We start from the raw sequence: 18,891 nt of genomic DNA, 5'->3' as shown, positions 1-18,891 counted from the left end.
GAATCGCCGGTTTTACCCTTCATCTTTGTCGTCCGATGTCGAGAAAATGCGCCTGTGAAGCAATCAGGGGCCTTTTAGGGGTGTCATCGTCCCCATGCTGTCGCAGCCACCCAGTACTATGGACCGGTACGACATCAAGCCCGGAACAAACGCATGGACCGAGCACGGCGGAAACGACCGTGCCGACCCTGCGGTAGCACCTACATCAGGTGTGAGCGGGGTAGTGGACGCGTAGAAGGAGAACCAGCTAACCGTGGCTGCCCAGAAGTCAGGTAACAGTGAGAACAGCAAGGATTACGGCGCTTCGTCCATCACGGTCCTCGAGGGCCTGGAAGCAGTCCGTAAGAGGCCCGGTATGTACATCGGTTCCACCGGTGAACGAGGCCTGCACCACCTGATCTGGGAGGTCGTCGACAACTCCGTCGACGAGGCCATGGCCGGCTACGCCTCCACCGTCGACGTCACCATCCACGAAGACGGCAGCGTCGAGGTCAAGGACGACGGCCGCGGCATCCCCGTCGCCATGCACTCCTCCGGTGTTCCCACCGTCGAGGTCGTAATGACCCAGCTGCACGCCGGTGGCAAGTTCGACTCCGACTCCTACGCCGTCTCCGGCGGTCTGCACGGCGTCGGTATCTCCGTCGTGAACGCACTCTCGACCAAGGTCGAACTGCAGATCGCGCGTGACGGTCACCGCTACAAGCAGACGTACGATTACGCCAAGCCCGGCCCACTCGAGACCGTCGGCGACACCACGGAGACCGGCACCACGGTGCGGTTCTGGGCCGACGGCAAGATCTTCGAGACCCTCGATTACAGCTTCGAGACCGTGCACCGTCGCCTGCAGGAGATGGCGTTCCTCAACAAGGGACTGACCATCAACTTCACCGACGAGCGAGTGGCGGCTACGGACGCGACCGAGGAAGAACTCGGCGAGACCGCCGAGGCACCGAAAACCGCCGAGGAAGAGCAGGCCGACGCCGCAGCGGCGAAGCCGGCCAAGGTGCGCAAGCGGACGTACCACTACCCCGACGGTCTCGTGGACTTCGTCAAGCACATCAACCGCACCAAGACCGCGATTCACAACTCGGTCGTCGGCTTCACCGGCAAGGGTGAGGGCCACGAGGTCGAGATCGCCATGCAGTGGAACGCCGGTTACTCCGAATCGGTGCACACCTTCGCCAACACGATCAACACGCACGAGGGCGGTACCCACGAAGAGGGTTTCCGTACCGCGCTGACGTCGACGGTCAACAAGTACGCCATCGAGAAGAAACTGGTCAAGGAAAAGGACGTCAAGCTCACCGGCGACGACATCCGTGAAGGCCTCGCCGCCGTCATCTCGGTGCGAGTCGGGGAGCCCCAGTTCGAGGGACAGACCAAGACCAAGCTCGGCAACACCGAGATTCGGTCGTTCGTGCAGAAGGCGTGCAACGAGCACCTCTCGCACTGGTTCGAGTCCAACCCGGCCGATGCCAAGACCATCATCAACAAGGCGGTCTCGTCCGCGCAGGCCCGCATGGCCGCACGTAAGGCGCGAGAGTTGGTGCGGCGCAAGAGCGCAACCGATATCGGTGGTCTGCCCGGCAAGCTCGCAGACTGCCGCTCGAACGATCCGAGCAAGTCCGAGATCTACATCGTGGAGGGCGACTCCGCCGGCGGCTCGGCCAAGTCCGGACGTGACTCGATGTTCCAGGCGATCCTGCCGCTGCGCGGAAAGATCATCAACGTCGAGAAGGCCCGCATCGACCGCGTCCTCAAGAACAACGAGGTCCAGTCGATCATCACCGCGTTCGGCACCGGCATTCACGACGAGTTCGACATCGCCAAACTGCGCTATCACAAGATCGTGCTGATGGCCGACGCCGACGTCGACGGCCAGCACATCTCCACCCTGCTGATGACCCTGTTGTTCCGGTTCATGCGACCGCTGATCGAGAACGGCCACGTCTACCTGGCCATGCCGCCGCTGTACAAGCTCAAGTGGAGCCGCGGCGAACCGGACTTCGCGTACTCCGACCGCGAGCGCGACGGTCTGCTCGAGGCCGGTATCGCCAACAAGCGCAAGATCAACGTCGAGGACGGCGTCCAGCGCTACAAAGGCCTCGGCGAGATGAACGCCAAGGAACTGTGGGAAACCACGATGGACCCGGCAGTGCGAGTTCTTCGTCTGGTCACTCTCGACGATGCCGCGGCCGCGGACGAACTGTTCAGCGTCCTGATGGGCGAGGACGTGTCCGCCCGCCGAAGCTTCATCGCGCGTAACGCGAAAGATGTTCGCTTTCTTGACGTTTAGTCGTTTCTCGGACGCACCACACTCAGTGTCGGTGCGTCCGACGACCGTTTTCGAGGAGATCTTCTATGTCTGACATCACCGAACCGCCGGTCGGGCCCCCGCCGGGCTCGACCACCAACGCCGAGGGCGGCGACCGGATCGATCCGGTCGACATCCAGCAGGAAATGCAGCGCAGCTACATCGATTACGCGATGAGCGTCATCGTCGGCCGCGCGCTTCCCGAGGTCCGCGACGGTCTCAAGCCGGTGCACCGACGTGTGCTGTACGCGATGTACGACTCGGGCTTCCGTCCCGACCGTAGTTACGTGAAATCCGCACGGCCCGTTGCCGAAACGATGGGTAACTACCACCCCCACGGCGACACCTCGATCTACGACGCACTCGTGCGTCTGGCTCAGCCGTGGTCGATGCGGTACCCACTGGTCGACGGCCAGGGCAACTTCGGCTCCCGCGGCAACGACGGCGCCGCCGCCATGCGTTACACCGAAGCGCGCCTGACTCCGCTCGCCATGGAGATGCTGCGCGACATCGACGAGGAAACCGTCGACTTCATCCCCAACTACGACGGCAAAACCCAAGAGCCGACGGTACTTCCGTCGCGTGTGCCGAACCTGTTGATGAACGGCTCCAACGGTATCGCCGTCGGTATGGCCACCAACATTCCGCCGCACAACCTGCGTGAACTCGGCGACGCGGTGTTCTGGGCCCTCGACAACTTCGAGGCCGACGAGGAAGCGACTCTCGCGGCCTGCATGGAACGCGTCAAGGGTCCGGACTTCCCCACCCACGGACTCATCGTCGGCGGCCAGGGAATTCAGGATGCGTACTCGACCGGCCGCGGTTCGATCCGTATGCGCGGCGTCGTCGAGATCGAGGAAGACTCCAACGGTCGCACGACGATCGTCATCACCGAACTGCCTTTCCAGGTCAACCCCGACAACCTGATCACCTCGATCGCCGAGCAGGTCCGCGACGGCAAGTTGTCCGGTATCTCGAAGATCGACGACGAGTCCTCGGACCGCGTCGGTATGCGCATCGTCGTGACGATCAAGCGCGACGCCGTCGCCAAGGTCGTGCTCAACAACCTGTACAAGCACTCGCAGCTGCAGACCAGCTTCGGTGCCAACATGCTCTCGATCGTCGACGGCGTGCCGCGCACCCTGCGGCTCGATCAGATGATCCGGTACTACGTCACTCACCAACTCGACGTGATCGTTCGTCGTACTCGGTACCGCCTGCGCAGAGCCGAGGAGCGGGCCCACATCCTGCGCGGCCTCGTGAAGGCGCTCGACGCGTTGGACGAGGTCATCGCCCTCATCCGTGCGTCGCAGACGGTCGATCTCGCCAAGCAGGGCTTGATCGATCTGCTCGACATCGACGAGATCCAGGCGCAGGCAATTCTCGACATGCAGCTGCGGCGCCTCGCAGCCCTCGAGCGCCAGAAGATCATCGACGAGTTGGCCGAACTCGAACGCACCATCGCCGACTTGCAGGACATTCTGGCCAAGCCGGAGCGTCAGCGTCAGATCGTGCGAGACGAACTGGCCGAGATCGTCGAGAAGTTCGGCGACGACCGTCGCACGCGCATCATCGCTGCCGACGGCGACGTCAACGACGAAGATCTGATCGCCCGGGAGAACGTGGTCGTCACGATCACCGAGACCGGATACGCCAAGCGCACCAGAACCGATCTGTACCGGTCGCAGAAGCGCGGCGGCAAGGGCGTGCAGGGAGCAGGCCTCAAGCAGGACGACATCGTCAGCAAGTTCTTCGTCTGCTCGACGCACGACTGGATCCTGTTCTTCACCACCAAGGGACGCGTCTACCGGGCCAAGGCGTACGAGCTGCCCGAGGCCAACCGCACGGCGCGCGGACAGCACGTCGCGAACCTGCTGGCGTTCCAGCCCGACGAACGCATCGCGCAGGTCATCCAGATCAAGACCTACGAAGATGCTCCCTACCTGGTGCTCGCCACCAAGGGCGGTCTGGTCAAGAAGTCGCGTCTGACCGACTTCGACTCCAACCGCAGCGGCGGCATCGTGGCCGTCAACCTCCGCGGCGAGGACGAGTTGGTCGGGGCAGTTCTGGCGTCGTCCGACGACGACCTGCTGCTCGTCTCGGCTCAAGGCCAATCGATCCGATTCTCGGCTACCGACGAGGTCCTGCGACCCATGGGCCGCGCCACCTCCGGTGTCCAGGGCATGCGCTTCAACGGCGAAGACGAGCTGCTCTCGCTCAACGTGGTCAGCGAGAACAAGTTCCTGCTGGTCGCGACGTCGGGCGGTTATTCCAAGCGCACCGCGATGGAGGACTACCCGCAGCAGGGCCGCGGCGGAAAGGGAGTACTGACAATCCAGTACGACCCCAAGCGTGGCACGCTGGTGGGAGCTCTCATCGTCGACGACGAGGACGAGCTGTACGCCATCACGTCCAGTGGTGGCGTCATCCGGACCGCTGCCAAGCAGGTTCGGAAAGCCGGCCGACAGACCAAGGGCGTGCGGTTGATGAATCTCGGTGAAGGCGACACACTGCTCGCGATAGCGCGCAACGCCGACGAGATCGAACCGGACGCAGCAGGTCCCGAAGACGATGCACCGAAGGAGTCGTAAGTGAGCACTCCCAACCGGCCTGGCAGCAGGCCCGGCCCCACGGGTGGACCGGACAGCAGGGACGCTGCGCAGACCGAGCAGCCATCGCGTCCGGCACCTCCAGAAGGTGCCCGACCGGGAAGTCGCCCCCAGCCGGCGACGCGTCCGGCACCGGCGGCAGGGCGAGGACCGGCACCGCAGCAGGGTGCTCGGCCACCGGCACGCCCGACACAGGGTGGTCCGGCCGGCCCGCCTCGTCCGACGCAGGGACCGCCGCCGCAGCGCCCACCGGCACCGCAGGGTCAGCCGGGTTCTCAGGGTCAGCCGGCACCTCAGGGACCGCCGCCGCGAGCACCTCAGCAGGGCCCGGCACCGCAGGGTCCGGCTCAGTCTCGCCCGCCACAGGCGGCCAACGGTCGGCCCGGTGAGCCGGGTACCGCAAACGCCGACGGCGGTCGCCCCGCCAACGGCCAGCCGCCGCAGGGTCAGGGACCGTCCGGTCCCGCATCGCCGCCGCGTCCCGCCAATGACGCTGCTCCGGCCGCCGAGGGGTCAGCCGAGTCGAAGGCTCCGGCACCGACCCAGGCGATACCGACTCAACGCGGAGACGGCCCGCAGGGCGGTTCCGGCACTCCGCCCTGGCAGCGCGGCCCCGGCCAGCGTCCGGCACAGCAGGGGCCCGACGACCGTCAGCAGCCCCAGAACCAACCTCAGACGAACCTGTCCGGGCGCGGCACCGCACTGCCGGCAACAGGTGAGTTCGATCGTTCGACAGCGGCAGCTGCAGCCGCCTCGGCAGCGCCGGGCCAGCGTGAATCGGGCCAGCGTGAATCGGGCGAGCGTGAATCGGGCGAGCGTGAATCGGGTGGGGACAAGACCGAACGACGCGAGGCAGCGCGGTCGAAAGCGGCCGTGATCGACGGACCGACTCGGCACATCGAGCGCAAGGATCTGGCGAAGGACATGCCGGATCTGTCCGCCACCCGGCATCCCGAGCCGACGGCAGCCGATCGAGCAGCCCCCACCGCCATCACGGCGGTACCCAGCGCGGACGGCGATCCTCTGCGGGCGACGATCCAGATTCGTAAGATCGATCCTTGGTCGACGCTCAAGATCGCACTGGTCATCGCTGTGTCGCTGTTCTTCGTGTGGATGGTGGCCGTCGGCCTGCTGTACGCCGTGCTCGACGGCATGGGTGTGTGGGACCGACTCAACAGTGCCTTCACCGAGATCGTCAATGAATCCGGCGACGGCGGACTCGTCAGCGCCGGTCAGGTGTTCGGCTACGCGGCAGTGATCGGTGTGATCAATGTCGTACTGTTCACCGCACTCACCACGATCGGTGCCTTCATCTACAACCTGTCGTCGGACCTGGTCGGCGGCCTCGAAGTGACGCTGGCAGATCGCGACTGACCAGCACGAACGACTGCCGTATCGGGCCGTTTTGGAAGACAGCGGCCCGATACGGTAATCTCATCCCTCGGTTCGAGGAGAGCAATTCTTCGGCCCGAAGCAGTATCGAGGGCCTATAGCTCAGGCGGTTAGAGCGCTTCCCTGATAAGGAAGAGGTCGGAGGTTCAAGTCCTCCTAGGCCCACACCGAACGAACGAAAAGAGGCAGGACGTGAAAATCCTTCTTCTTGTTGCTTCGGTGGTGATCGCAGTGCTGACAGTATCGAAGGTGCGCTCCACGCGCAGCTCGGAAGGCGTCTGGCACAGCATCTCCACCGGGTGACAATCGCTCGGAGAGAACGTGTAAAGTTCGTGCACGTTCGACAGCAACACCCGGGGCCTTAGCTCAGTTGGTAGAGCGCTGCCTTTGCAAGGCAGATGTCAGGAGTTCGAATCTCCTAGGCTCCACAATCAAAAGGACGTCCATTCCGATGGGCGTCCTTTTTCGTGTCTGCACCCGACTGCCGCTCACCCCAAGTCCACTAGATGTGACATTGACCCCCGAAAAGTCCACCGAACGTGACATTGAGTCCCGGCCGAGTGGCAGGGATGCGTCGACCACTGTTGTGACTCGGACCAACCGCTGTCGAGATCGGTGCCCAGATATCCAGATCATTGTTGGATTCGTTTCGCATCACGTCCGCGGTCCCTAGCGTTCTTCGGGTACAGCAGCGTCGGTTCTCGGATCGACGGGACAGGTCGCGACGGCGCACCGCAGGGGGGTGTGCCGTCGTTCGATCTCGGCGTCTCGGATCGGTCTTCGGTTCGGGCGTCTCATATTTCTCGGAGGAGCCCCACAGATGACGCGTGTTCTCGATCATGAAGAGCTGTTGACCGAACTCGACGGCACGTTGGAAGCCAACCTGAATCGCCATCTGTCCATGGCGAAAGAATGGCATCCGCATGATTACGTGCCGTGGGATCTGGGTCGCAATTTTGCAGCGATGGGCGGAGAGGACTGGTCGCTGGAGCAGTCGTCGTTGTCGGTGTTGGCTCGCACAGCGATGATCACCAATCTGTTGACCGAAGACAATCTGCCGTCGTACCACCGCGGTCTGGCCGACAACTTCTCGTTGGACGGAGCCTGGGGCACCTGGGTGGGCCGTTGGACCGCGGAGGAGAACCGTCACGGGATCGTGATGCGCGACTATCTGGTCGTCACACGCGCCGTCGACCCGGTCGAGCTGGAGCGGGCTCGGATGCACCACATGACGGTCGGTGTCGATGCCCCGATGGACGGCTCCAATTTTTTGCATTCGGTGGCGTACGTGACGTTCCAGGAGCTCGCAACACGCGTGTCCCACCGCAACACGGGGCTGGCCTGTGGTGACCCGATCGCCGATCGAATGCTGGCCCGGGTGGCCGCCGACGAGAATTTGCACATGATCTTCTACCGCAACCTCGGCGAGGCGTCGCTCGACCTGGTCCCGGACCAGATGGTGCGTGCCATCGCCGATGTCGCGACGGACTTTCAGATGCCGGGACTGAACATGCCGAACTTCCGCAAGAACGCCATGATCCTGGCGAAGCACGGGATCTACGATCTCCGCCAGCATCTGGACGAGGTGCTGATGCCGGTGCTGCGGAAATGGAACATCTTCGAGCGCAACGACTTCAGTGGAGAGGGCGAACGCGATCGCGATCCTCTGGCCGCATTCGTCCAGGATCTCGAGGCGAAGGCGACGAAGTTCGAGGAATCACGCGATCGCCTGTTGGCGCGGGAGGCAGCGCGGGCCGAGAAAGCGTCCTGACCTGCTACGGAATCGCTGCTGCGGGTCGTGATCGAAGCTCGGAGGTGTTAGAGTCCGGTCACGGGTGGGCCCGATGAGGCGATGGTCGTAGTGCGTGGGGAGGGCCGATGGTGCCTGGGGGGAATCGCGTGAGCGGTGGTGTCCGGTTCGTTGCGTGCCTCGGTGAGGCGTCACGCGTAGTCGACGGTGTTTGCTGGTGAGCAGATTCAGGTTCGACGAGTCCGGCCGGATGCTGGCGGTATTCGCCGCGGTGACCACGGTTCTCTACATCGCGAACGGCATCGCATCGTGGTCGGACCTGTCCGGTCCGCAGCAGCTTTTCGCCGCGCTCGCAGTGGTTCTGGGGCCGGCGGCGATCGTTGTTCTCGCCCGGGCAGGAGCGCCGAGTCCCAAGCATGCGGTCGGTACCGCCACCGCTCTGTCGGTGGGCGCGCTTGCCTGTGCATTGGGCAGTAGCAACACGATGCCCGCGTTCTTGATCTGTGTGCAAGCGGCGATGTTCCTCGGCATGCACATCGGTGCGTTCTGGTCCGAGCGCGACGCTGGAATATGGGTTGCGGTGCTGGCCGTGTCTGCGGTCGTGGGTGCCGCTGTCGCCCCCTACGGCACGCCCTTCATCAGCTACATTCTCGTCGCCCTGGGCATCGTCGGCGCAACGGAAGTGTTCGGCGTGTTCGCGCGTCGAATGCGGTATTCGGCCACTCATGACGCGTTGACGGGCCTGCTCAATCGATTCGGTTTCGAGTCGAAGATCGAGAAGATGTTGCCCGCGTGCGCCGCTCGTGGTCTGACGGTCAGTCTGGCGGTGCTCGATCTCGACAACTTCAAGGAGATCAACGACGAGTACGGCCACATTGCCGGAGACGTGTTGCTCACTCGCGTCTCGAAGGCGTGGAAGGGGCAACTGACGAAACGGGATGTTCTGGGCCGGCTCGGCGGAGACGAATTCGTCCTGTTCATGCCAGGGGTTCTCGAGGCCGAAGCCTGGCAGGTCATCGACGGCTTGCGGCGATCCCATCGAGCCGAGTGGAGCGTCGGTCTGGCGTGTATGCCTGCCGGCCGCCGGTGGGGTGAAATCTACCGCGCTGCAGACGCAGACCTGTACCGCGCCAAGCGGAGTCGTCCCCCGAAGGCGTCTCGCCCCACCGAGCCCGGCGACGGACATCGCGGGCCGGTACGCAGAATCGTGTAGCGATACACCGATATGCCCGTCATCCCCAGATTTCATCCACAGCCTGGGGATAGATTCCTCGCTGCACCGTCTCGCTGACGTTGACTCGTCGAGTACGACGACAACGCTGCGGGGGGATTGCGATGGTCACGCTCGATGACGTCAGATCATGGGACAGTCAGGCGTTGACCGCCGTCTCGAATCGGTTCATGCACAGTTGGCGTGAATTGACCGCCGTGCACAGTTCACTGCTGGAGACCGTCGTCGACGACGGATGGCAGGGCCCCGCGGCAACGGCATACCGGGATGCCATCGGAGCTCTAAGTGCGCAGGTGGGGGACTGTGCGACGGAGCTACTGCGGGTAGCGCTGTGCACCGCTCCGGCGGCCATCGACATGGCGGGACTCGTCTCGGCGCTGACCGCTCTGGAATCGAACGCCGCGTGCGAGCACTTCGATATCCGACGCGACGGTTCGGTGACCGACGTGCTGACGTCGTATTCGGTTGCGCAGCAGGACCTGTCGTCGACCATTCGCGATCGGCGTCGCCGTTGCACCGAGTTGGCCGAACGCATCACCCAACTGATGCGAGCCGCGACCGCGTTCGACGACGACCTTGCCCGACGCCTCGCCGGCGACATCTCACCGGGAAAACTGGCCACGGCAGGGGTATCGGTAGTGCCGGTCGACGGGAGCCCGGCCACGAATGCGGCGTTCTGGAGCGCACTCTCGCCCGCCGAGCGCACTCGGCTGCTCGTCGAGCACCCGGCTCTCATCGGTAATCTGGACGGCGTGCCGGGCCGAATTCGGGATTCAGCGAACCGTCGGGTACTTGCCAGTGAGCGCCTCCGACTGCAGGCTGTGGCGGGTGAACTCGGAAACCAATTGCAGGACAACATTTTCGGAGGACTATTCAGTGATGCTGACGCCGGCTTGGAACAGACGCGAACGCGGTTGAGTTCGCTCGACGCGATCGAGAGCACTCTGGCGCAGGGTGACAGGCAACTGTTGGCGCTCGACAATTCGACGTATGCGGAGACCACTGCCGCGATCGCGGTAGGTGACGTCGACACGGCAACACACGTGGCGGTGTTCGTACCCGGCCTCGGCTCGACCGTCCACGGCGACGCGGTACGTTACGACGGCGACCTGGAAAATCTCAAAGCTACTGTGGAGCAGACATTTTCGGAGGATCCGCCGCCCACCGTCGCAGCCGTGACGTGGATGAACTACCAGGCTCCACAGCTGGGGTGGGGCCTACTCGATCCCGATCGAACAGTCGTATCCGACGCAGCAGCGCACGCGGGGGCGACGCGATTGGTGCCCTTTCTGGAGGGCCTCGACGTGGCCCGGTCGAACAATCCACATCTGTCGGTGCTCGCGCACTCGTACGGATCATTGACCGCAGCCGCTGCCCTGCACGAAAGCACCGGCGTCGACGAGTTCGTGGCCCTCGGATCACCTGGCCTCGGCACCGACAGTGTGACCGACCTACAGGTTCCCGACGGTCACGTTTTCGCGGCGGAGGCGCGCGGGGACATCGTTGCCGACATCGGTGCCTTCGGTCGCGATCCCGGCACACTCGATGGAGTGACCCAACTGGCGACCGACGAGGGCGACGGGCGTCCGGGCACGACAGGTCACGGCGACTACCTCACGGACGGTTCGAGCGTCGAACACAACGTCGCGCTGGTCGTCGCCGGCCGGGGTGACGATGCAGAAACCAGGCCCCGGCCGGGCCTGTTCGATCTACTACAGAAGCTTCTATACCTGTGACGTCGACTCGTCTTCGTAATCGACCAGGCTGGGCGGCGTATCTGCGGGCGGCGGCACCTCGTGGCGGCGACGGCTGAGGTAGAACACGACACCTCCGACGACGACAGCGGCAGCTCCGAGCGCCAGGACGCGACGCTTGTTTCCCGGTGTCCGATCAGTCGTGAGAGCTGCCTTGGTCAGATCGGCCCGGGCAATGCGCTCGGCAGTTGCCGCGCGACGCTGCGCAGCCTGCTTACGCGCCAGACCGTAGCCGCGCTTGGCGAGCAACAGGCCCACTCCGGCAGGGCCCTTGCTCACGACGGAAGCGGCACCGAGCAGCGTCGACGCCGCCGTACCGGTGGAGGAGTGAACCCGCTCGGTTTTCGTTGTGCTCGTCATGCCCTCACTGTTCCACAACAGCGCCCCGATCGACCCTCCCGATACACCACCTGTGAACTACCCGGTCGCTCGAGATGGCACGATGGTGAGCGTGACTTCACCAAACAAGACCCAAACGGCAACGCTGCACACCAACCGCGGCGACATCGTCATCGAACTGTTCGGCAATCACGCCCCCAAGACCGTCGCGAACTTCGTCGGTCTCGCGGACGGGTCGAAGGAATACACGACGCAGAACGCGTCGGGTGCCAAGACCGGACCGTTCTACGACGGCGCAGTCTTCCACCGCGTCATCGACGGTTTCATGATCCAGGGCGGCGACCCGACCGGAACCGGCACCGGCGGACCGGGCTACAAGTTCGAGGACGAGTTCCACCCGGAGCTCTCCTTCGACCGCCCGTACCTGCTGGCCATGGCCAACGCAGGCCCCGGCACCAACGGCTCGCAGTTCTTCATCACCACCGGCAAGACCCCGCACCTCAACCGCAAGCACAGCATCTTCGGTGAGGTCACGGACGAGGCGTCCAAGAAGGTCGTCGACGCCATCTCGAGCACGCAGGTCGGCCGCGGCGATCGCCCGGTGGAAGAGGTCGTCATCAACAGCATCACCATCGCCTGATTCGGTTGTAGAAGGAATTACACGATGACAAACCCCGGCTGGGGTGGCGCGTACGGCGACCAGCCCAACCCACCCCAGTCGGTGTGCGTCAGACATCCCGATCGCCCGACCGGCCTGGCCTGCTCTCGATGCGGCCGGCCCGCGTGCCCACAGTGCCTGCAGCCCGCGGCCGTCGGGCAACACTGTGTCGACTGTATTCGCGACGGCAATAAGAACGTCCGGACCGCACGTACGGTCGCCGGCGCGCCGATGACACGCTCGGCCAAGACACCCCTGACCTTCGCGCTGATCGCGATCAACGTCGTGATCTTCGGTATCACCGCCGCTCAATCCGGCGACCTCATGAGCAATTTCCGCGGATCCTCGCTGGCGGACGCCTGGGCACTGAACAGCCTGCTGGTCGCGGACGGCGATGTGTGGCGCCTCCTCAGCAGTGGGTTCATCCACATAGGACCCATCCACCTGCTGGTGAACATGTTCGCCCTGTACATCATCGGCCGAGACGTCGAACTGGTGCTGGGCCGCAGCCGCTACCTTGCCGTCTACTTCCTGTCGCTGCTCGGCGGCAGCGCATCGGTCATGCTGTTCGAGAACCCCCTCGCCGCCACCGCCGGCGCGTCGGGTGCAGTATTCGGATTGCTCGGTGCGCAGGCCGTCATTCTGCTGCGACTCAAGCGCTCCCCGACCCCGGTCCTGATCGTGATCGCGTTGAACATCTTCATCAGCATCTCGATCCCCAGCATCTCGCTGTGGGGCCACATGGGCGGACTGGTCGCCGGAGCGGCAGCCACCGCCGGATTGGTGTTCCTACCCAACCGCAACGGCGCGCAGCCTCGTGCCGGGATATCCCTCGCCTGGCTCTCCGTGGCCGCAGTAGCCCTGATAGCCCTGGGCACCATCGCGGTCCGAGTCCTCGACCTGCGCGCGCAGATGGGCCTCTGAAGTCCACTAAATGTGCCATTGACCCCCGAAAAGGCCACCGGACGTCACATTGACTCCCGACGACGCCGATACGTGTGCTCGGCAATCACCATGGGCTGCCCGGCGGCTTTGCGACGGCTCACTGGTCCACTAGATGTGCCATTGACCCCCCAAAAGTCCACTGAACGTCACATTGAGTACCCCGGAGGGGGTCCGGGACGGTGGGCGGTCAGTTGTTCGGCGGCACCAGGCCGTAGGTGTCGAGTACCTCGAACACGTCGCGTGGGTCGGCTCCCAGGTCCCATCGACCGAAGATGATGAGTCGATCGTCGTCTTCGTCGGGTGAGCGGACGTCCACTTCGAGCATCGGGACTCGTCGTCCCAGTCTCGGGTAGCGGACCACTTTGATTTGGACGATGTCGGCGCGCGAGTACGTGCGCGTGCCGGTGAGTCGTTTCATCACCAGGGAGCCGTCGGGTGTGATGGCGAGTCGGGGGCGTTGTGCGGCCGCGAGGGCTGCCATCACCCAGGTTCCGACGGCGGCGAGTCCGACGAGGAAGGTTCCGGCGGCGTCCGAGGAGGCGAGGACGGCACCGATGGCGAGTGCGATACCGCCTGCCACCAGCGCGCCGACGGCTACGGCCGGCGTCGCCCATCGGTGTTCGTACACACCCTGTGGATGGTTGGGAAAGTTATCCACAGGGTTTATCCACATTGGGGATGAATGACATGGGTGTAACTCGGCCGGCTCTCAGCGCCATCGCATGGTCATGACGAGGCCGACGACCATGAAGCCGAATCCGATGAGGAAGTTGTACGCACCGAGGTTGCCGATGAACGAGATGTCTTCCTGGGCCAGGTAGTACACGATCAGCCACAGCAGCCCTACCAGCATGAATCCGAGCATCAGGACCACGTACCAGACCGGCGACGGGCCGGCGTTGACCTTTACCGGCGTGCGGTTGGCCGGGTTGATCGTGTAGTCGTTCTTCTTCCGTACCTTCGACTTCGGCATTGCGTCCTCTTCGTGTTCTTGACGGTCATCGGCGTGCGCCGTGCCTGTGGACAACTGACGGTGACAACCTGTGGATCGATCGAGTTGCGTGCATCCCCAGGTTATTGTCTCCCGGAGAGCCGTGGCGGTCATCCACCCGGTTTGTAGTACACGCTAACTCAGATCAGCGCAGCACCGACCTACCGAACAGTGGCGAGCACTCTGTGAGACGACGATCGACCGATTCCTCCGAGACCCGATGGTGGGTGCTCGCTGTGGCGGTGTGCGCTGTGGTCGGTCTGCTGCTCGGAACCACGCGACATGCCTCGGACGGCAACGAGTTGCGGGGCGGTGACACGACACGGCTCGCCGATCTGGTCGATTCGGCCCAGCGAAGCAGCGACGATGCGCTGCGCAGTAGAGATGCGCTGGAGCAGCAGGTCGATCTCCTGCAGCAGCGTACGGCGGCGGGCGACTCCGAGGTGGCCGACGCGTTGGCCCGGGTCGACGCCCTCTCGGACGCGGCGGGTCGGGAGGAGGCGTCCGGCACGGGGTTGACGGTGACGATGGCCGACGCTCCACGCGGTCCCGACGGGTCCTATGCGTCCGACGCGTCTCCGGACGACCTGGTGGTTCATCAGGTCGACGTGCAGAGTGTCCTCAACGCCCTGTGGGCCGGCGGTGCGTCGGCGATGGCGATGCAGGATCAGCGTCTGGTGGCGTCGTCGGCACCGCGGTGTATCGGGAACACGCTGCTACTGGGCGGCCGGACGTACAGTCCGCCGTACGTGATGACGGCTCTCGGCGACCCGGATCGACTGCGGGCGGCGCTGGACAACGAGCCCGGGGTGCGGCTGTACGAGCAGTATGCGCTGCGCTATGGCCTCCGCTACGAGGTCGCGGCCTATCAGAACCTCTCGGTTCCGGCGTACACCGAATCGGTGCGCATGCGTTTCGCGGAGCCGCGCTGAGTACGCTGTCGACATGCGCATTCTCGTCGTCGACAACTACGACAGCTTCGTCTTCAACCTCGTCCAGTACCTGGGCCAGTTGAACGCCGAGGTCGAGGTGTGGCGCAACGACGACGAGCGACTCGCCGATCGCGACGCTGTCGCCGCGGAGTTCGACGGCATTCTGCTCAGCCCGGGCCCGGGAACCCCGCAGCGCGCCGGGGCCACGATGGACCTGGTCTCGGCGAGCGCGCGGGCCAAAACCCCACTGCTCGGTGTCTGTCTGGGCCATCAGGCCATCGGAGCCGCGTTCGGTGCCACGGTCGAGAAGGCCCCGGAGTTGCTGCACGGCAAGACCAGCCTCGTCCATCACACCGGTGTCGGCGTCCTGGAAGGGATGGCCGAGCCGTTCACGGCCACCCGCTATCACTCGCTGACCGTCCGCGAGGACACCATCCCCGCGGAGCTCGAGATCATCGGCCGTACCGAATCCGGTCTGGTGATGGCCATGAGGCACACCGAGCTACCCATTCACGGCGTGCAGTTCCATCCGGAGTCCATCCTCACCGAGGGCGGGCACCGGATGCTCGCCAACTGGCTCGCGGTGTGCGGTATGCCCACCGATTCCGGTTTGGTGGGAACCCTGGAGGCGCAGGTCGCCGAGGCCTTCGCCTGATCGTCGATCGCTAACGCCCGGGGATACCCAGGGCACCGATGCTGATCGTAACGGTGTCGGACTTGCTGATCTCGGACCCTGCCGGCTGCGTCTGATTCACCACTCGCCCGACCATCAACGGATCCAGCGTCGCTTCCCTTGTCGCCGTCAGTTCCGCTGCCGTGCCCGTCCAGCCGGCCGACTGCAGCGCGGCCAACGCCTGTGCCTCGGTCAGACCGGCGAGGTCGGGCATGGGGATCTTGTCGCCGTTCGACACGCGCAGCGTGACGACGGTGTTCTCGGTGACATTGGTGCCGCCCACGGGGTCTGTGGAGACGACCTGACCCGTCGGCTGTCCCGAGTCGATGTTCTGCACCTGGACGCGCAGCCCGGCTCCCTCGACGTTCGGCTGCGCCACGTTCACGAGTTGCCCCACGACGTCGGGCATCCGCACCTGCGCGGGCCCGGTGCCCAGCGTGATGCGAACCTGCGAGTTCGCGTTCATGCTCACGCCCGAGGACGGATTCTGCTCGACGACCTTGTCGAGGTTCTCGGGTGACGACGGAGCACGGGCGACGGTGGCATCGAGCTGGAGGCCCACCTCGTTCAGTGCATCCGACGCTTGCTGCTGGGTGAGGCCGGTCAGTCGCGGAACCTGCACCTGCTGCGGTCCGGAGGACACGTCGAGCTGGATGTTCCCCGGCGATTCGGTCTGTGATCCGGCCGCCGGATTGGTGCCGATGGCCGAGCCTTCCGGAATCGCCGCGTCGGGCTTCTCCTGGATGCTCACTCGCAGGCCGGCTTCTTCGAGTTGACGCTGCGCCTCGTCTGCGGACAGTCCGACGACGGTGGGCACGGCGACGGTCTTGGGGTCGGCACCGGGACCGAGCGACCACAGGAAGGCGCCGACGATAGCGACGACGATGATCGCGGCCGCCGAGATCAACGCGATCTTGAGGCCGCGGCGGTTCTTCGGTTCGTCGTAGTCCTCCGTGTGGCGTGACGACCGAGGTGCCGCGGTAGCCGCGGGCTTGTCCTTGCCGGAGAAATCGGCCTGACGGGAATCGACGGAGCCGAGGATGGTGGTTCGATCCTCGTCGTTCATCACCATGGGCGCACTCGGACGCTGTCCACCCAGAACGCGGACCAGGTCGGTACGCATCTCGGCGGCGCTCTGGTAGCGATTGGCCGGGTTCTTGGCCATTGCCTTGAGGATGATCGAGTCGAGTTCGCGCGGGACGGTGTCGTTGACCAGCGACGGCAGCTGGGGGTCTTCACGGACGTGCTGGTAGGCGACGGCGACCGGCGAATCCCCCTTGAACGGCGGCTCGCCGGTCAGGATCTCGAACAGCACGCAGCCGAGCGAGTAGACGTCCGAACGCGCATCGACCTGTTCCCCGCGGGCCTGCTCGGGCGAGAGGTACTGCGCGGTTCCGATGACGGCGGCAGTCTGAGTCATCGGCGAGGACGAGTCGGCGATGGCACGGGCGATGCCGAAGTCCATCACCTTCACCGCGCCGGCGTTGTTGATCATGATGTTGGCGGGTTTGACGTCGCGGTGCACGATGCCGTTGCGGTGGCTGAAATCGAGCGCAGCACAGACGTCGGCGATGACCTCCATGGCCCGACGCGGCTCCATGGGTCCTTCGGCGCGCACGATGTCGCGCAGCGTGTCGCCGTCGACGTATTCCATGACGATGAACGGGAGCGGACCGGCTTCGGTCTCCGCTTCACCGGTGTCGTAGACGGCGACGATGGCGGGGTGATTGAGCGCAGCAGCGTTCTGTGCCTCACGTCGGAACCTGAGGTAGAACGTGGGGTCGCGAGCGAGGTCGGCGCGCAGAACCTTGATGGCGACGTCACGATCGAGTCGTGTGTCCCGAGCGAGGTGAACCTCGGACATACCGCCGAAACCGAGTATCTCGCCCAGCTCGTAGCGAGAGGAGAGCGTACGGGGAGTCGTCATCGTTGTCCTTGTGGTGCTTGCGGGAACGGAATCTCGATCAGCGGCCTGCGAGTCGTCGTCTGGGTGGGCTGCGCCGAGGTCGTCGTGCTCTCTTCGGTGGTCGTCGGCTCCTCCGAGGTGGTCGTGGTCGTCGTGGTGGTGGTTGTCGTTTCTTCGGTGGTCGTGGTTTCTTCGGTGGTGGTCGTCGGCTCGGTGGTCGTTGTGGTCGTGGTCGTCGGCTGCGTGGTGGTCGTGGGCTGCACGAACGGTGTCGGCGAGTCGTCCCTGCCACCGGTCAGCAGTACGTAACCGCCGATCAGGATGGCCAACAGCAGGAGCGCGCCGCCGCCCCAGGCCAACGCCTTCTGTGCCGAGGACATGCCGGTCTGCTCGGGAACCGCTGCAGCTGCAGTGCCGGTAGCCGGGCCCCGGTAATCCCGTTGCGAGGTCGGCATCATCTGGGTGCTCGACGGCGGAGGCGGCTGCGGGCTGGGCACGACGCCGGGCATCATGACTCTCCCGGTTCCGGTACCGCGCGAGTTGCCGGGTGCAGGCGGGCGGCGGCCGGCCCGAACTGCGGCGACGGCGTCGGCGAATTCACCGCCGTTGGCGTACCGGGCGGCCGGATCCTTGACCATCGTGATCTCGATGAGCTCACGGACGGCAGGGGGTAGGTCGACCGGCATGGGTGCCGGTGCTTCGCGGACGTGCTTCATGGCGACGGTCAAGGCGCCGTCGCCCACGAAAGGCCGTGTGCCCGCCAGTACTTCGTATCCGACGACGCCGAGTGAGTAGACGTCGGATGCCGAGGTTGCCTCTTCGCCGAGGGCTTGCTCGGGAGCGATGTACTGGGCGGTGCCCATGACCATTCCGGTCTTGGTGACCGGGGAGGCGTCGACGGCCTTGGCGATGCCGAAGTCGGTGATCTTGACCTGCCCGGTGGGGGTGATCAGGATGTTGCCGGGCTTGACGTCGCGGTGGACGACCCCTGCCGTGTGCGCGATCTGCAGTGCGCGCCCGGTTTGTTCGAGCATGTCGAGGGCATGGCCGAGCGGCAGGCGCGACATGCGACCCAGCACTGCGTTGAGGGGTTCGCCGTTGACCAGTTCCATCACCAGGTAGGCGAGCGATTCGCCTGCACCGTCGCGGGTCTCGCCGTAGTCGTACACCCCGGCGATTCCGGGGTAGTTCAGCTGAGCGGTGGTACGGGCCTCGAACCTGAAGCGCTGCAAGAACTCCGGGTCCTCGGAGAACTCGGCTTTGAGTACCTTCACGGCGACACGGCGGTCGAGGCGATTGTCCATCGCCTCCCAGACCTGTCCCATGCCGCCGGTGGCGATGAGGCGCAGCAGTCTGTAGCGCTGCGCGATGACGGCTCCGTTACTCAGTGGCACCGA

General features: G+C 64.8%; 15 protein-coding genes and 2 tRNA genes. 12 read left to right on the top strand and 5 right to left on the bottom strand.

Annotated features, from left to right (window positions below):
- Positions 1-253: 253 nt before the first annotated feature.
- The 8 genes from gyrB to J1M81_RS21990 all read left to right on the top strand — a co-directional run bounded on the left by gyrB (position 254) and on the right by J1M81_RS21990 (position 11,032).
- Positions 254-2,296 (top strand): DNA topoisomerase (ATP-hydrolyzing) subunit B, encoded by a 2,043-nt coding sequence (gyrB, locus tag J1M81_RS22025; RefSeq protein WP_032371406.1) that lies wholly within the window; start codon positions 254-256, stop codon positions 2,294-2,296.
- A gap of 65 nt (positions 2,297-2,361) precedes the next feature.
- On the top strand, positions 2,362-4,905 hold the full coding sequence (gene gyrA, locus J1M81_RS22020) for a DNA gyrase subunit A (RefSeq protein WP_027494992.1): 2,544 nt from the start codon (positions 2,362-2,364) through the stop codon (positions 4,903-4,905).
- Positions 4,906-6,297: a DUF3566 domain-containing protein gene (locus J1M81_RS26910; RefSeq protein WP_080733232.1), complete on the top strand. Its 1,392-nt coding sequence runs from the start codon at positions 4,906-4,908 to the stop codon at positions 6,295-6,297. It abuts the gene before it with no gap.
- Between the two features lie 109 nt (positions 6,298-6,406).
- Positions 6,407-6,480, top strand: a tRNA-Ile gene (locus J1M81_RS22010).
- Positions 6,481-6,670: 190 nt separating this feature from the next.
- A tRNA-Ala gene (locus tag J1M81_RS22005) sits at positions 6,671-6,743 on the top strand.
- 392 nt (positions 6,744-7,135) lie between these two features.
- Positions 7,136-8,086: an acyl-ACP desaturase gene (locus J1M81_RS22000; protein WP_206498839.1), complete on the top strand. Its 951-nt coding sequence runs from the start codon at positions 7,136-7,138 to the stop codon at positions 8,084-8,086.
- Between the two features lie 196 nt (positions 8,087-8,282).
- Positions 8,283-9,278 (top strand): diguanylate cyclase, encoded by a 996-nt coding sequence (locus tag J1M81_RS21995; protein WP_230591612.1) that lies wholly within the window; start codon positions 8,283-8,285, stop codon positions 9,276-9,278.
- 122 nt (positions 9,279-9,400) lie between these two features.
- Entirely contained in the window at positions 9,401-11,032 is a 1,632-nt protein-coding gene (locus tag J1M81_RS21990; protein WP_206498838.1) for an alpha/beta hydrolase, read from the top strand.
- Here the strand turns inward: J1M81_RS21990 and J1M81_RS21985 are convergent.
- Positions 11,021-11,410: a hypothetical protein gene (locus J1M81_RS21985; RefSeq protein ID WP_032400889.1), complete on the bottom strand. Its 390-nt coding sequence runs from the start codon at positions 11,408-11,410 to the stop codon at positions 11,021-11,023. The genes J1M81_RS21990 and J1M81_RS21985 overlap by 12 nt on opposite strands.
- 82 nt (positions 11,411-11,492) lie before the next feature.
- Between J1M81_RS21985 and J1M81_RS21980 the strand changes: the two genes are divergently transcribed.
- Positions 11,493-12,029, top strand: a complete 537-nt coding sequence (locus tag J1M81_RS21980; protein WP_094621787.1) for a peptidylprolyl isomerase — start codon at positions 11,493-11,495, stop codon at positions 12,027-12,029.
- A gap of 24 nt (positions 12,030-12,053) precedes the next feature.
- Positions 12,054-12,971 carry a rhomboid family intramembrane serine protease gene (locus tag J1M81_RS21975; protein ID WP_206498837.1) on the top strand — a complete coding sequence of 306 codons (918 nt, stop codon included), beginning with the start codon at positions 12,054-12,056 and terminating at the stop codon, positions 12,969-12,971.
- Positions 12,972-13,179: 208 nt separating this feature from the next.
- On the opposite strand, the gene J1M81_RS21970 is transcribed toward J1M81_RS21975, so the two are convergent.
- Positions 13,180-13,665 (bottom strand): PH domain-containing protein, encoded by a 486-nt coding sequence (locus J1M81_RS21970; RefSeq protein ID WP_052061608.1) that lies wholly within the window; start codon positions 13,663-13,665, stop codon positions 13,180-13,182.
- A gap of 36 nt (positions 13,666-13,701) precedes the next feature.
- Complete coding sequence (gene crgA, locus J1M81_RS21965; protein ID WP_027494985.1) at positions 13,702-13,965, bottom strand: cell division protein CrgA; 264 nt, start codon at positions 13,963-13,965, stop codon at positions 13,702-13,704.
- 203 nt (positions 13,966-14,168) lie between these two features.
- On the opposite strand from crgA, the gene J1M81_RS21960 reads away from it, so the two are divergent.
- Positions 14,169-14,915, top strand: a complete 747-nt coding sequence (locus J1M81_RS21960; protein ID WP_032367617.1) for a DUF881 domain-containing protein — start codon at positions 14,169-14,171, stop codon at positions 14,913-14,915.
- A gap of 13 nt (positions 14,916-14,928) precedes the next feature.
- Complete coding sequence (locus tag J1M81_RS21955; RefSeq protein WP_206498836.1) at positions 14,929-15,570, top strand: aminodeoxychorismate/anthranilate synthase component II; 642 nt, start codon at positions 14,929-14,931, stop codon at positions 15,568-15,570.
- 10 nt (positions 15,571-15,580) lie between these two features.
- On the opposite strand, the gene pknB is transcribed toward J1M81_RS21955, so the two are convergent.
- Together pknB and J1M81_RS21945 are read right to left on the bottom strand one after the other, a co-directional pair.
- Positions 15,581-17,515: a Stk1 family PASTA domain-containing Ser/Thr kinase gene (gene pknB, locus J1M81_RS21950; RefSeq protein ID WP_032371410.1), complete on the bottom strand. Its 1,935-nt coding sequence runs from the start codon at positions 17,513-17,515 to the stop codon at positions 15,581-15,583.
- A complete protein-coding gene (locus J1M81_RS21945) occupies positions 17,512-18,888 on the bottom strand; it encodes a serine/threonine-protein kinase (protein ID WP_032373396.1) in 1,377 nt (458 codons plus the stop codon). Before J1M81_RS21945 ends, pknB begins: the two co-directional genes overlap by 4 nt.
- Positions 18,889-18,891 lie beyond the last annotated feature (3 nt).

The organism is Rhodococcus sp. KRD175 (assembly GCF_017168275.1).
Lineage (GTDB): Bacteria > Actinomycetota > Actinomycetes > Mycobacteriales > Mycobacteriaceae > Rhodococcoides > Rhodococcoides fascians.
This window is presented reverse-complemented; position numbering and strand designations above follow the sequence as displayed.

Coding starts and splice junctions, on each gene's coding strand:
- gyrA (WP_027494992.1), top strand. CDS start 2,362: ATGTCTGACATCACCGAACCGCCGGTCGGGCCCCCGCCGGGCTCGACC.
- J1M81_RS22000 (WP_206498839.1), top strand. CDS start 7,136: ATGACGCGTGTTCTCGATCATGAAGAGCTGTTGACCGAACTCGACGGC.
- J1M81_RS21990 (WP_206498838.1), top strand. CDS start 9,401: ATGGTCACGCTCGATGACGTCAGATCATGGGACAGTCAGGCGTTGACC.
- J1M81_RS21985 (WP_032400889.1), bottom strand. CDS start 11,410: ATGACGAGCACAACGAAAACCGAGCGGGTTCACTCCTCCACCGGTACG.
- J1M81_RS21980 (WP_094621787.1), top strand. CDS start 11,493: ATGGTGAGCGTGACTTCACCAAACAAGACCCAAACGGCAACGCTGCAC.
- J1M81_RS21975 (WP_206498837.1), top strand. CDS start 12,054: ATGACAAACCCCGGCTGGGGTGGCGCGTACGGCGACCAGCCCAACCCA.
- J1M81_RS21970 (WP_052061608.1), bottom strand. CDS start 13,665: ATGTGGATAAACCCTGTGGATAACTTTCCCAACCATCCACAGGGTGTG.
- crgA (WP_027494985.1), bottom strand. CDS start 13,965: ATGCCGAAGTCGAAGGTACGGAAGAAGAACGACTACACGATCAACCCG.
- J1M81_RS21955 (WP_206498836.1), top strand. CDS start 14,929: ATGCGCATTCTCGTCGTCGACAACTACGACAGCTTCGTCTTCAACCTC.
- pknB (WP_032371410.1), bottom strand. CDS start 17,515: ATGACGACTCCCCGTACGCTCTCCTCTCGCTACGAGCTGGGCGAGATA.